The sequence below is a fragment of the Terribacillus sp. 7520-G genome (assembly GCF_002271665.1).
Taxonomy (GTDB): domain Bacteria; phylum Bacillota; class Bacilli; order Bacillales; family Amphibacillaceae; genus Terribacillus.
On the sequence record NZ_NQFP01000046.1, the window covers coordinates 1 to 13123 of the forward strand.

The 13123-nt window shown below is 47.6% G+C and carries 14 protein-coding genes, 1 pseudogene and 1 riboswitch; of the genes and pseudogenes, 12 read left to right on the plus strand and 3 right to left on the minus strand.

The genetic code is table 11. From position 1 onward, the window contains the following. The 6 genes and pseudogenes from CHH53_RS15310 to thiM all read left to right on the plus strand — a co-directional run. Positions 1–227: pseudogene (locus tag CHH53_RS15310) on the plus strand (hypothetical protein); the annotation flags it as partial. A 193-nt stretch (positions 228–420) separates the two neighbouring features. Further along, positions 421–663, plus strand: coding sequence for a transcriptional regulator SplA domain-containing protein (locus CHH53_RS15315; protein WP_095217009.1), 243 nt, complete (start codon positions 421–423; stop codon positions 661–663). After that, complete coding sequence (gene splB, locus CHH53_RS15320; RefSeq protein ID WP_095217010.1) at positions 656–1684, plus strand: spore photoproduct lyase; 1029 nt, start codon at positions 656–658, stop codon at positions 1682–1684. The genes CHH53_RS15315 and splB overlap by 8 nt, the downstream gene beginning before the upstream one ends. A 59-nt stretch (positions 1685–1743) precedes the next feature. After that, a riboswitch (TPP riboswitch) is annotated at positions 1744–1844 on the plus strand. Between the two features lie 120 nt (positions 1845–1964). Then, positions 1965–2663 carry a thiaminase II gene (tenA, locus tag CHH53_RS15325; protein WP_095217011.1) on the plus strand — a complete coding sequence of 233 codons (699 nt, stop codon included), beginning with the start codon at positions 1965–1967 and terminating at the stop codon, positions 2661–2663. Further along, on the plus strand, positions 2656–3492 hold the full coding sequence (thiD, locus tag CHH53_RS15330; protein ID WP_095217012.1) for a bifunctional hydroxymethylpyrimidine kinase/phosphomethylpyrimidine kinase: 837 nt from the start codon (positions 2656–2658) through the stop codon (positions 3490–3492). Before tenA ends, thiD begins: the two co-directional genes overlap by 8 nt. Beyond that, complete coding sequence (gene thiM / locus CHH53_RS15335) at positions 3479–4276, plus strand: hydroxyethylthiazole kinase (protein WP_095217013.1); 798 nt, start codon at positions 3479–3481, stop codon at positions 4274–4276. Before thiD ends, thiM begins: the two co-directional genes overlap by 14 nt. A gap of 41 nt (positions 4277–4317) precedes the next feature. Here thiM and CHH53_RS15340 read toward each other — a convergent pair whose 3' ends face one another. Next, entirely contained in the window at positions 4318–4641 is a 324-nt protein-coding gene (locus CHH53_RS15340; protein WP_158221581.1) for a YckD family protein, read from the minus strand. A gap of 173 nt (positions 4642–4814) precedes the next feature. Here CHH53_RS15340 and thiE point away from each other — a divergent pair, with 173 nt between their 5' ends. The 3 genes from thiE (at position 4815) to CHH53_RS15355 (ending at position 8354) form a co-directional block, all read left to right on the plus strand. Continuing rightward, positions 4815–5453 (plus strand): thiamine phosphate synthase, encoded by a 639-nt coding sequence (gene thiE / locus CHH53_RS15345; RefSeq protein ID WP_095217015.1) that lies wholly within the window; start codon positions 4815–4817, stop codon positions 5451–5453. Between the two features lie 332 nt (positions 5454–5785). Next, complete coding sequence (locus CHH53_RS15350) at positions 5786–6850, plus strand: copper resistance D family protein (RefSeq protein ID WP_095217016.1); 1065 nt, start codon at positions 5786–5788, stop codon at positions 6848–6850. Between the two features lie 241 nt (positions 6851–7091). Further along, a complete protein-coding gene (locus CHH53_RS15355) occupies positions 7092–8354 on the plus strand; it encodes a S8 family peptidase (RefSeq protein ID WP_095217017.1) in 1263 nt (420 codons plus the stop codon). Positions 8355–8491: 137 nt separating this feature from the next. Here the strand turns inward: CHH53_RS15355 and CHH53_RS15360 are convergent, their stop codons facing one another. After that, entirely contained in the window at positions 8492–9592 is a 1101-nt protein-coding gene (locus tag CHH53_RS15360; RefSeq protein ID WP_095217018.1) for an MFS transporter, read from the minus strand. Positions 9593–9596: 4 nt separating this feature from the next. Further along, positions 9597–10640, minus strand: coding sequence for an ArsR/SmtB family transcription factor (locus CHH53_RS15365; protein WP_158221582.1), 1044 nt, complete (start codon positions 10638–10640; stop codon positions 9597–9599). A 70-nt stretch (positions 10641–10710) separates the two neighbouring features. Between CHH53_RS15365 and CHH53_RS15370 the strand changes: the two genes are divergently transcribed. From CHH53_RS15370 to CHH53_RS15380, 3 genes are all read left to right on the plus strand, one after another. Next, the gene (locus tag CHH53_RS15370) at positions 10711–11199 is read left to right on the plus strand and encodes an NUDIX hydrolase (protein WP_095217020.1); all 489 of its coding nucleotides are present in this window, start codon (positions 10711–10713) and stop codon (positions 11197–11199) included. Positions 11200–11416: 217 nt separating this feature from the next. After that, a complete protein-coding gene (locus CHH53_RS15375; RefSeq protein ID WP_095217021.1) occupies positions 11417–12493 on the plus strand; it encodes a tetratricopeptide repeat-containing glycosyltransferase family 2 protein in 1077 nt (358 codons plus the stop codon). Positions 12494–12562: 69 nt separating this feature from the next. After that, positions 12563–13045, plus strand: coding sequence for a DUF456 domain-containing protein (locus CHH53_RS15380; protein ID WP_095217054.1), 483 nt, complete (start codon positions 12563–12565; stop codon positions 13043–13045). Positions 13046–13123 lie beyond the last annotated feature (78 nt).

Here is a 13123-nt window from a genome sequence, read left to right on the forward strand (position 1 = left end):
AAAAATTAAGACATAATACGATGTGCATGCAGGTGGAAAGTATTTATGAAATCTATAAACAAGCGCGGGTAAAGCTGAATGACATCCGGACAAAGGCGAATCAGAATGAAGAAGCTTATGATTTGTTTGTCGAAGATGACGCAACTGAAGAAGGAGCTGCCTCATCCGGTTCGCTTTCGTATCTTGCGGAAGAGCTGCAAACCTCTGTGGCCCGTTTCCGGATATGATTCAATTGGCCAGCAGATAGTAAACGATAAAAGACAAGATGATGAACAGAAAAATATATATAAAGATTTTCACTATGGACCCCTCCTTAAGAAGTAGACGAATACTTCCTGGAAAAGGGTTCATTTTTTTACATGCTTTGTCTGCAATTTGTGCATACTACCCCCAGTATGTATAAAAAAGGAGGCCAACGGTATGGCATTTCAGCCAGGGGATATCGTCTATGTGATCATTCGCAATCCTCATGCACAGGGAGTGGCAAATATACAGGAAGCAGCAGTCGTCCATCATCCGGAAAAGCCCGGGGAACTTGCTTTGTTCATTTATGAAACGTATTATCCGCTGACGGATGAAGTTGCAGTCTATCAGGATCTTGGCGAGGCGGAGGAGGCGTATGTGTCTGCTTTCGGCCTGACCGAGGGTGGGTATTATGGTTAAACCGTTCGTGCCGCAGCTCGTCTATATCGAGCCCAGGGCATTGGAGTATCCGCTTGGCGTGAAACTTCGGGATAAATTCCAGGACATGGGAGTGGAAATCCGTGAGACCACTTCCCATAACCAGGTTCGTAATCTGCCGGGGGAAAATGAGTTCCAGAAGTATCGCACTGCCAAATCGACATTGGTCGTCGGCGTACGGAAAACATTGAAATTCGATACGTCCAAACCATCTGCGGAATATGCGATTCCTTTTGCGACAGGATGTATGGGACATTGCCATTATTGCTACCTGCAGACAACGATGGGATCCAAACCTTATATCCGTACGTATGTGAATACAGATGAGATTTTCGAGGCGGCAGAGCAATATATGCAGGAGAGGGCGCCTGAAGAGACGCGTTTCGAGGCTTCCTGTACTTCGGATATTGTCGGCATCGACCATCTGACGCACACGCTGAAACATGCAATAGAATACTTCGGTCGATCCAAACATGGACAGCTGCGTTTCGTGACGAAATTTGCCCATGTGGATCATTTGCTGGACGCAGATCACCAGGGACGGACAAGGTTCCGATTCAGCATCAATGATGACTATGTGATCAAATACTTCGAACCTGGAACCTCCCGTTTGAAAGATCGGATCGAAGCTGCCGTGAAAGTTGCAGAAGCAGGTTATCCGCTTGGCTTCATCGTTGCTCCGATTTATCTGCATGAGGGCTGGCAGAAGGGCTACCCGGAAATGCTGGAGCATCTGGAAGCAGCGCTGCCCGCTCATGCCAAAAAGAACCTTACCTTTGAATTGATCCAGCACCGTTTCACAAAGCCGGCAAAACGTGTCATCCAGAAAAATTACCCGATGACAAAGCTGGAACTCGATGAAAATAAGCGGAAATATAAATGGGGCCGCTACGGTATCGGGAAGTATGTTTATCAGAATGAGGAACAGGAAGAAATCAAAGACATTCTTGGGAGCACGATCTATAAAATGTTCCCGCATTCACGGATTGAATATTTCACTTGATGCATCGGTTGACAATCTTATCCATGCATGTGATAGTTAAAGGGACAATTGAATTTGAGGAAGTCCACTAGGGGTGCCGTTCGGCTGAGATAAGAGAAATCTTTATCCCTTTGAACCTGATCTGGTTAACACCAGCGTAGGGAAGTGGAGCCGGATTCGTGTGAACTTTGACACTATCGCTATGTATACGAGTCGCTCCATACTTCTGGAGCGGCTTTTTTATTTAGCCGGCGCCAATCACTCTTCATCAGGGCTTTCTCCAATAAGGGGAGGAATTTACATGTTTTCTGCACAATTGAGAGAAGAAGCAAACCCGGTTTTCGAAGCAATCTATCAGCATCCTTTCGTCGAAGGAGTTGCAAATGGCCATGTGCCTAAAGAGGCGCTGATCCATTACGTGAAGGCAGACTATGAGTACCTGACTGCATTCGCTCGTATTTATGGCTTGGCAGTAAGCAAATGTGAGACAAGGGAAGAGATGGATTTCTATCAGTCCCAGATCAATTTTGTCCTGCATAGTGAAATTCATCCGCATAATGTGTTCTGTAAGGTGGCTGGTGTGAAATACGAGGATTTGCAGCGTATGACACCGCCGCCGGCAGCAGATCATTACATTTCCCACATGATGAATAGTGCTGTACATGGTGATATCGGGGAGCTGATGGCAGCACTCCTGCCTTGCCCGTGGACGTATCAAGCGCTGGCTGCCCATATTATCGAGACGAAGGAGCCGGATGAATCCAATCCGTTCCTGGAATGGATCCAGTTCTATGCCAGCAGGGAAGACGGTATGCCGGATGTGACAGCCGAGCTTTGCAAGCGGCTGGACAAATGGGCGGAAACAGCAGGATCTGCTGCCAAGGAACGAGCGCGTAAAGCATTCCTGAAAAGCTGTATGCTGGAGCATGCCTTTTGGGAGATGGCAACCACCGAGCAAGATTGGATGATACCATTGAAAGGAGAGTCCCTTCATGCCTGATGTGAAGAGTGCTTTGACGATTGCCGGTACGGATCCTTCAGGCGGTGCCGGCATCCAGGCTGATCTGAAGACATTCCAAGAGCGCGAGGTATATGGCATGAGCGTGATAACATCCCTTGTCGCCCAGAACACGACTGGTGTGCAGGCAATTCATCACGTTCCGGTCGAATTTCTAAAGCAGCAGCTGGAATCCATTTTTTCGGACATCATCCCGGCTGCTGTAAAGACCGGAATGATTGCATCGGAAGAGATGATGCGCTGTATCGCTGCTATGCTGAATGATGCAAATACCATTTATGTCATGGATCCTGTCATGTATGCCAAAAGCGGGCATGCCCTAATGGGAGAAGATTCGAGAGATGCGCTGAAGACACATCTCGTGCCGCTGGCATCACTGGTTACGCCGAACGTACCGGAAGCGGAAGAACTGACTGGAATGCGGATAGAGGACGAAGCCAGTATGAAAACAGCAGCAAAAAGAATCGTCCGGGAATATGGGGCAAAAGCTGTCCTTATGAAAGGCGGGCATATGGAAGATGCTTTAGCTGCAGATTGGCTTTATGATGGGGAAAACTTTACGTCCTACACAGCCGAGCGAATCCCGACAAAGCATACTCATGGAACAGGATGCACATATTCGGCGGCAATCACAGCGGAATTGGCGAAGGGGAGATCGTTGCAGGAGGCAGTCAAAATCGGCAAGGAGTTTGTAACAGATGCGATTCGTTATTCGCTGCAGCTAGGCAAAGGGAACGGGCCGACAAACCATTGGGGCTACCGTCTGAAAAGTGTGCCTGTACAGGAGGGACAGCATAATGAAGTATACTGATGTGATAAAGGAAGTCCGCACAAAGAACCCACTGATTCATTGTATTACAAACAATGTGGTCATCAATTTTACTGCAAACGGATTGATTGCACTCGGAGCTTCTCCGGTTATGGCATCCGCTAAGGAAGAAGCAGCGCAGATGGTGCAGCATGCACAGGCGCTGCTGATCAATATCGGCACCCTGGCTGCTGCCGATGCGGAAGCGATGATCTTAGCTGGGAAAGAAGCGAACAGACTCGGTATCCCGGTGATTTTCGATCCTGTCGGTGTGGGTGCGACGACCTACAGGACAGAAACAGCCCGTCGTATTTTGGCAGAGGTGGATGTCACTGTCATACGGGGGAATGCGGGTGAAATAGCTGTCCTCGGCGGTATATCGGCTAAAATAAAAGGTGTGGATGGTTCTGGTGAAGGTATATCCCCAGGCCACGTCCAGCAAATTGCAAGAGAGCTGGATACGATTGTGATCGCAACAGGCAAAATAGATGTCCTCTCGGATGGGAACCATACGTATAGTGTGTCGAATGGCCATGAGATGCTGACGAAAATAACAGGATCCGGCTGCCTTCTCGGTGCAGTCGTTGCAGCATTTGCAGGAGCTGCGGATGATGTGATGAAAGCATGCATCGGCGCACTAAGTTTCTATGGTATCGCAGCAGAGGCTGCAGCCGAGCTTGCGCAAGCTCCGGGAAGTTTTCAGGCTGCTTTCCTGGATCAGCTTTATCTTTTGGGGAATGACGTAAGTGGATTGGAACGAGTGGATGAAATTCCGGTAGAAGTGTAATGAAACAATCAGCAGGATTCCAGCCTGCTGATTGTGGACAGTCATTTATCTGGGTGCGCAGGATGTCCATGCCGATGCGGTTTCGGGATGAAGCCATCCTGCTCCAGCTGTTCGAATCGCTGATCCAAATGCTTCACGATTTGGTCGGCTTTTTCTTCAGAAAAGACACCGAATTCAACGTATTTCTCGATGATTTGCTTTTCTTGCTCCAATGCTTGTTTCTGCAGCGCCGCTATTTCCTGCTTCTGCTTATCTGTCAGTACATCTGCAACAGCTTTGTCAGCGGCGAAGGAAGCGGCAGGATTGGCAACCACCAATCCAAGGCATAGAGCGATAATGACAGCCCCAGCTTTTATCCATTTCAACTTTATCAACTCCTTGTTCAAGCTTGGGCTTACTTTACGCAGTTTTGGGATTACTATCCATCTTCCACACTTTTTCCTAAATTAGGAGCAAGGGATTTTTCTATCTGAGGAATGAGAGCAAATTCAATACAGGTTTGGGATGTGAAAAGTATCAATGGCAAAGGAGCAGTAATATGAAAGAGGAATTGGAGCTTTATTTCATCATGGGCAGTCAAAACTGCCCGGACAAGGATCCGGAGGATATATTGGAGCAAGCGCTCGATGCGGGCATCACGATGTTTCAATTTCGTGAAAAAGGGGAGGGGGCAAGGACTGGAAAAGCAAAACGACAGCTGGCGGAACGGCTCCAGGCTAGGTGCCGTGCGCATAGTATTCCTTTCATCGTCAATGACGATGTCGATCTTGCCATTGCGATTGGCGCAGATGGTGTGCATATCGGACAGACGGATGAAGCGATGCAGCTGGTGAAGGCACGCTGTCCAGAGCATTTCATCATCGGTGTAAGTGCCCAAAATGCCGAAGAAGCCAAAAAGGCAATCCAGGACGGGGCACATTACATTGGTGTCGGTCCCATTGCTGCCACACGGACAAAAATAGATGCCAAGTTCCCGATCGGACTCACGGGACTGCGGGAAATCCGGAAACAAGTCGGTGAATTTCCGATAGTCGCAATTGGCGGCATCAATCAGAAAAATGCAGAAGCTGTCCGTCAGGCTGGTGCGGATGGAATCTCGTTCATCTCGGTTTTGACCAAAGCGAGCGATATCCAAGAGGCAGTGAATATGCTGAAAGCGGGGAAGGTGCACGGATGAGTGCGCCTTTTTGTTATAATGCCACCCTGAAATAAGATTCCCGCTTCAAGACACCTGCTTCACTACGAAAAACTCCTGATAGCGGACAGAAAATCCTGCACAGCTGACAGCAATGCGGCATGGGAAAATATATGGATGGAGACATATCCCAGTCAATGCATATCTTTTGTTTCTCATGCTTAAGTGTACGGATTTGGTCACATTTTCTTCTATACGCTAGTACATTTCTTTTATACGATGGAAGAAAGATAAAGGAAAAAATGGAGTTGTAGAGTAATGAAAGAAACGATGTTGGTTATGCTGGCATTTTGTAAATATAGAAGGGCATATCCGTGATTCTCATTCCATTATTGGAGTTGCTGTCGTATATCGCTTTCTCTTTTGTTGCCGGTCATCTTGTTTTCCGATTTGTGCGCAAGGAAGAAGCAGCTATCCGGACGCCGCGAAGTGATGTCTTGGCAGCTGCGGCATCGGCGGCGCTGGTCACGAGCGGACCGGTCATTAATCTTGTCTCGCTGCATGGTGCACAGGATGGATATGGACAAGCATTGGGGCAGGTGCTCTTCCAGTTTACAGCCGGAAGAGTCTGGATCGGCATCTTTATCCTGGCCATCACTGTCTGGGTGCTGCTTTATTTCGATAAACTTCCGGTTCTGACACTCCTCTTGTTCCTTGGTATGCTGTTTCTTCATGTGTATGGCGGCCACACAGAGAGGGATTTGATGGGGGCATTCGCCTATTTCATACATGTAAGTGCCGCTGTCCTCTGGGTTGGTGTGTTGATTCATGTTTGTTTTTATGCTCCCAAGTACTTCAGTTGGGAAAGTTTCCTGAAGTGGTTCACACCATTTGCAATCCTGCTCGTCATCACAGTGACAGCCAGCGGCATCGTCGTTATGCTGTTTGCAATGGACATACGGGATTACGGAAATGCTTTGATGCTCACATATGGACAAATGCTGTTCGTGAAGCATATCGTGTTCATTCCGGTACTTGTTTTTGCTGTCATCAATGGATTTCTGGCAAAGAAGGCCCAGCGCGATCCTGGATTCCGCCCGATTAATTGGATACGTGCCCAAGCCGTCTTGCTGGCGATTGTCTTCATTTGCACCGCGATACTCAATACATCTGCCCCGCCGGACAACATAAAGAGCGCGTTAAGCAATGAAGGCTCTGCGCTGATTTTCGGCAGCATATTTCCTAAAGTGACGGCTGAAAGTGTCGCAACCTGGCATTTAAGTGGACTTGGAGTTGTTTGCTTCATCGGATTTGGCTTGTTTTTGGCCAGTATTGTATATTTTTTCAAAAAAAGAGCAGCAGCAAGCTTTGCATTGGCGGCAGCATTCGCTGCTTCGGGTCTTTTGTACACAGCCATAATGACCAGTTTGCAATTCTGATAGCTTAGACAGAAAGACATTATTCCGACTTTTCTCACAGAAATTTTCACCTGCGCAAATATTCTGCTGGAAAAAGGAAAAAGAAATTGGAATGATGTCTTTTTTTGTATGCTGCTGTCGGCTGTTTTCCCAATACATTTTGCTGGAAGCCTATGCTAGATTTACTTTAATAGTTTCTGAGAGTCTCGAGCAGAGGATTGGACACCACCTCAGTGACTATAAAAACCAGCGAGGTGATCGAATGAAAAGAAAACTGGTAAGTGTCGCTGCTGTCGCAATGATAGGATTATCTGCATTCCAGCCACTGCAAGCTTCAGCTGCTCCTGATGAAACGGCAAAAAATGGGGAAGTCCGTGTTCTTGTCAAGCAGAAGGATGGGGTCTTCTCCACACAAGCCACTGACGAGGTCAAGGAAGAGCATGGTGTACGTAACAGCTTTGGCAACGAGGGCTTCACTACCGAAGTATCGAAAGAAGAGCTTAAGGAATTGAAAGCTGATAAGGACTTGGAAGTAACCGAAGTAACGGTGTATTCGAAGCAGGAAGTGTCAGCCAAACGAGATGTTTCGACCCAAGCGGTATCCGATCGGACACCATGGGGGATACAAGCAATCTATGACAATCCATCCATAACGAGGACAAGCGGCGGGGATAATATCAACATTGCCGTTCTCGATACAGGAACATCTGTCAATCACCCTGATCTGGCTGCCAATGTGGAGCAATGCATCGACTTTACACAAGCATCCAGCGGACAGGTGAATGGCACTTGTGTCGACCGTGATGGACATGGTACGCATGTTTCCGGATCTGCACTTGCCAATGGCGGTAATGGCTCGGGCATCTATGGTGTAGCGCCGGAAGCTGACCTTTGGGCGTACAAGGTACTTGGTGATGATGGCCGCGGTTATTCCGATGATATTGCCAACGCAATCCGGAAAGCTGCCGACGAGGGAGCCAATCGCGGGGAAAGAGTGGTTATCAGTATGTCGCTTGGCGGCGGACAGGATTCCCTCATCTCCAGTGCGGTGCGATATGCAAACAGCAGCGGGGCACTAGTGATTGCAGCCAGCGGGAATTCAGGTCCATATGAAGGCTCCATCGGCTATCCTGCTGCACTGCCGGAAGCCGTGGCAGTCGCCAACTTAGAGAACCGTCAGCAAAATGGAACATACCGTGTCGCCGATTCTTCCTCCAGGGGCTACAGCCGTACGGATGGCGACTACTACATCCAGCAGGGTGATGTGGAAGTGTCAGCTCCTGGATCAGCAATCCTATCCACATACCCGGGAAATACGTATGCAACACTTACTGGTACATCCATGGCTACACCGCATATCTCCGGTCTGGCAGCAAAAATATGGTCTGAAAATACAAGCCTCAGCAGCTCTCAAGTAAGACAGACGCTGCAGTCGCGTGCACGAGCAAATGATATCCTTGGAGGCTATGGTGCAGCACGCGGAGATGATTATGCCTCCGGTTTCGGATTCCCACTGGTTCAATGATGCAAAGGTAATGGAAGGAAGAAGGCTCCTTTTTCGAGGAGCCTTCTTTTTTATAGTTTTCGAGGCAATCTCCACACTAGAAGACTGGCTAAGCTGGCAATACATCCGCCGAGCACTATCGTAGTTCCGATGCCGATCTACTCTGATAGGAAGCCGGCAAATATTGAGGCTGCCGGTAGTAAAGTGAATGTGATGAAGCGGGATGTGGATTGGACTCGTCCTAATAAATGGCGAGGTGTATGACGCTGTCGAATTGTTTTGATGATTGGATTCACAGCCCCGGCAGCTGCTGTGCCGATCATATTGAAGCAGGCTGCCAGCCATATGGTATCTGTTAGGCCGACCAGGATGATGGATAATCCGCCAATCACTTTGGCAGCGAATAGTATCTGTCTATATGTGGAGAAGCGATCTGCAAGAAAACCTAGCGAAGTTCCCAGAATGGCTCCAATCCCCCCTGAGGATAGGACGACGCCGATAAGCACGGGGTCAGTTGTGAGGTTGTCTACATGGATGACCAGTAAGACAATGAGAAATTGAATGCCGAAATTGGAAATAAGTAAAACGAGATTAGTGTACCAAATTTCTTTCTGATGATATAAGAATGTGAAACCTTCCTTCAGCTCTTGTATGTAGGTGGAAATGGAAAATGTGCGTGCGCTGGCAGTATGCTGCTCATATGGCAGCATGAGGACTAGCCATACAGCGAGTAAGGATAAAATGCTTACGGCTATCAAGCTGTTGTAGATGCTGAAAAACAAAAGAATAGTGCCGCCAAGGCTTGGGCCAATCACTATAGTAAGCTGATATAAGGCGCTTTCCAAGCTATTGGCATAGTGAAGCTGACGTTCGGAAACCATGGCAGTGAATTGTGCGCCTTGGTAGAATTGCCCGGCAAAACCGATACATACAGATAGGAAGCAGATGAGGGCTAGACTAAACTGTCCATTCATGGCAAGGACACTTAACAGAAGAAAGCAAAGAAAGCGTGCCAAATCGGCCGCCAACAGAACGTGCTTCCAGTTCGCGCGATCAAGCAAAGGGCCGATGAGAGGCTGCAGCAGCATTGTCGCCCGCTCTGCAGCCAAGGCAATCGTAACGGCGATAGCCGAAGAGGTCACTTCCAATACGAGCAATGGCAGCAGGATGCTGTACACTTGGCCGGCCATGGCCGCCATTGTCGTACTCATCATCAGGCGCGATAACGGATGGGTCAGAGTGATTTTTTGAGCGGGCATTTAATCATCCTTCCAGATAGGTCTGCAGTTCATGATCCAAAGAGGCAATCATATCCTTGTTTGCATAGTAGATTTGTTTATTTGAACCGATAAGCCCGGCTGATTTGAGCATTTTCAAATGATGATGAAGAGTGGATTTTGCAGCGGGAAGCTGTTCGGCTAATTCCTGGAGCGCATGTTCCCCCTCCATCAAACGCTTCAATAAATTAAGCCGCGTTGCATCCCCCAATGCTTTATACTTTCTTACAAGCATCGTATCCGGATTATATTTGTTTTCGGGATCGATGCTGCCTGCATGGATTGGATAATAAAACACCTTAGTACCAGGCAAATCAGCGAGGATTGTCCACGGTCTGTAATGGTAATGCGGAATGAAGAGAATGGTGTGGATAGACTCATCCGGTTTATAGCTGGTGCTGTTGGTTACCCATCGAATGAAAGCAAGTTTATCCATTGCCGCTAGTCTTTGTTTTTTTTCGGCGATATCCCGTTTCAACATATCCTCTAATCGCTTTTTGTTCGGCTCAATCACCGATGCGAACCAATTGGTCATAGTCGAGATCAAGTGGTTTTTCAGGAAGGAAATATCTGCTGTCACCATATAATCGATATAATCCGGGAAGAAAGGGTTGTCCGCGGTAACTTCTTGCAGCAAGGCCAAAGAGCTGGCATTTCCCTGGGCAGCCATGGTCCGATGCTTTTCGAATGTGCTGCCGATGTAAGGAAGGCAACGCTCCCGCATTGTCTGTTCAGACATGTCAGAAATTTCACCTATCCACTCTGTCAAGGTACGGACATTGGAATGATGGAGCAATTGAAGCAGTGCTTTCCATGTATTATGCTCATGAACAATTTGTAAATCGTGCTGAAGCGCCGGCGAAAAGCCGTTTTCCGGGTTATCCCACATCTTATCCACATGCTCGAGTGTCCCTTTCAGTGATTTGTTTGTAACTGCGGCTATTCCTAAGGCAGCTTCCCATAATAACGATGTTTCGAACAAAATGGTATAATCATGTTTTGCCTTAAATCCAGTCTGAATTATCTGCATATTCATCACCTCACTGTAATTCTATAATAATAGAATATATAATTCAATAAAAGTAGAATGGAGTGAAAGCATGACTAATCATCATCAAGCATTCGGTGTGTATGCCGTCATACAGAACGACAGCAAACTGCTTGTCATCCATAAAAGCCGCGGTCCATATATCAATCGCTATGACTTACCAGGGGGAAGTCCGGAAAATGGGGAGGGGTTACTGGAAGCTGTCATCCGTGAGGTGAAAGAAGAGACGGGCCTGACCGCGGAAGTTGAAAAACAGATTGGCGTGATTGATTTCAAGCTTCCCTGGCAGTGGAAGCAATTTACCGACTTGCACCATACTGCTGTTTTTTATACAGGGGAGGTAACGGGGCAATTGAAACTTCCTATACAATTTGCGGGGCAGGATGCATCTGCGGCTGAATGGGTTCCCATTGAAAGTCTATCCAGTAAGAACAGCTCGCCTTTGGTCATGCAGGCAATCAAGTGGCTATCTTCATCCGAATTGCCCCTTGAGACTGTTGTCTATCCGCATTGGGAAATTAGGAAGGGAATTTTCGAGTGAGGGGATTAGGAGTTGCTGTATTGCATGGCTGGATTTTGCATGAGATGCTGCCGTCTGTCTCCTGGCAAGCGTCTCCGCGGGGGTGGGAGAAACCAAGCGATCCATCCTTATCCGGTGCGGAGAGGGTTATGGGATGAATTCATCCATAAGCTTGTTCTGGCATATTCAAGCTCCGCTTGCATAGGTTTGAGTACAACAATGTATGTCGAGGTGACGTATGCGTACCATCAGTCTATGCATGATTGTTAAAAATGAGGAAGAGGTATTGGCTGGCTGTCTGGAAAGTGTTAGGGATCTGGTTGATGAAATCGTGATTGTGGATACTGGATCGACTGATCAAACGAAGGCAATCGCAGCAAAGTATACATCACATATCTACGATTTTGACTGGATAGATGATTTTTCGGCTGCCAGGAATTACAGCTTCAGTAAAGCAACCAGTGAGTATATCATGTGGCTAGACGCGGATGATGTGCTGCTGCCGAAGGATCAGCAGGCCTTCCGGGATTTGTGGGGAAATCTGGCGGGAGATGTGGATGTTATTTCGATGTATTATCATACTGCACTGGATGAGAAAGGTCGCCCGTTATATCTTTATCGGCGCAATTGCATTGTGAGGCGCAGCAAAAATTTCCGCTGGCATGGTGCCGTTCATGAATACTTGGAATTCGGCGGCAATATCGTGGCCTCGGAAATAGCTGTCACACATCGCAAAAGCAAAAAAAGGCATACGGTATCGGATCGCAATCTGCGAATCTATGAGTCTTACATTGCCTCGGGAAGACAGCTGACGCCGCGCGATATGTTTTACTATGCGAACGAGCTGAGAGATCATGGACAATTCGAACGTGCCAAAAACTGGTACACGGAATTCCTTCAATCAGAACAAGGGTGGGTGGAGGATAATATCCGTGCATGTCAATATCTGGCGGAATGCTGCAAAGCAGAAGGAGATATGGAAGGGTATCGGATGCACTTGTTCCGATCATTCCGATATGATCGCCCGCGCCCTGAATTTTGCTGTTTGATCGGGGACCTGCTGACGGAGGAGCGGAATTATGAGGCGGCTGCCTATTGGTATCGGCAGGCTTTGGACTATGAAGGCAAGGAGCTGCCGGGCTTCAGTGTACCTGCTTATACGACATGGTATCCTTATTTGCAGCTGACACTTTGTTATTCCAGACTAGGCTTGCTGAAGGAGGCAAAATCCGCTCATGAAAAAGCTGTGTCTTATCACCCGGATCACCCGAGTATCCTCCATAACACAGCATTCTTTGAGAAGCTTACGCTTTGATTTCCTTTTCCTGCTTCCTGTGTCATAATACGTACTATCAAGGAAAGATATGGAGGATTGGTTGTGGCACTGGATATAATAGCTTGGATTATCATTGCGGTGGCATTCATCGCAAGTTTTGCGGGGATCATCTATCCTGTCATCCCATCGCCGCTTATGCTCTGGATTGGATTTTTGGTTTTTCAGTTCATGCTGAGCGATGGAGATTTATCTGTCTTCTTCTGGATTGCGATGGTCATCCTGACGGTGATTCTGATCATCTCGGATATCATCGCGAACAGTTACTTTGTCAAGAAGTTCGGCGGCAGTAAATGGGGAGAGCGAATTGCGGCAATCGGCGTAATCGTAGGTTCTTTCATCATACCGCCTTTTGGTATCATCATCGTGCCGTTTGTTGCTGTGCTTGTGACGGAGTTGGTTCAAAAAAGGACACCAAGGGAGGCTATCTATTCCTCCATTGGCTCACTGCTTGGTTTCCTTGGCGGATCGATAGCTAAAATCGTCATTCAATTGATCATGATCGTTTGGTTCTTCATAGCAGCCTTCGTATAAAATGGAACAACCAAGGGTGATCTCCATGTGTGAGGTCACTCTTTCCCGTTTATATAGAAATCAAAAACACCCTGCAGG

Bases quoted from the DNA above. Each gene is read 5' to 3' on its own strand.
- CHH53_RS15315 (WP_095217009.1), top strand. From the start codon at position 421: ATGGCATTTCAGCCAGGGGATATCGTCTATGTGATCATTCGCAATCCT.
- splB (WP_095217010.1), top strand. From the start codon at position 656: ATGGTTAAACCGTTCGTGCCGCAGCTCGTCTATATCGAGCCCAGGGCA.
- tenA (WP_095217011.1), top strand. From the start codon at position 1,965: ATGTTTTCTGCACAATTGAGAGAAGAAGCAAACCCGGTTTTCGAAGCA.
- thiD (WP_095217012.1), top strand. From the start codon at position 2,656: ATGCCTGATGTGAAGAGTGCTTTGACGATTGCCGGTACGGATCCTTCA.
- thiM (WP_095217013.1), top strand. From the start codon at position 3,479: ATGAAGTATACTGATGTGATAAAGGAAGTCCGCACAAAGAACCCACTG.
- thiE (WP_095217015.1), top strand. From the start codon at position 4,815: ATGAAAGAGGAATTGGAGCTTTATTTCATCATGGGCAGTCAAAACTGC.
- CHH53_RS15355 (WP_095217017.1), top strand. From the start codon at position 7,092: ATGAAAAGAAAACTGGTAAGTGTCGCTGCTGTCGCAATGATAGGATTA.
- CHH53_RS15360 (WP_095217018.1), bottom strand. From the start codon at position 9,592: ATGCCCGCTCAAAAAATCACTCTGACCCATCCGTTATCGCGCCTGATG.
- CHH53_RS15365 (WP_158221582.1), bottom strand. From the start codon at position 10,640: ATGCAGATAATTCAGACTGGATTTAAGGCAAAACATGATTATACCATT.
- CHH53_RS15370 (WP_095217020.1), top strand. From the start codon at position 10,711: ATGACTAATCATCATCAAGCATTCGGTGTGTATGCCGTCATACAGAAC.
- CHH53_RS15375 (WP_095217021.1), top strand. From the start codon at position 11,417: ATGCGTACCATCAGTCTATGCATGATTGTTAAAAATGAGGAAGAGGTA.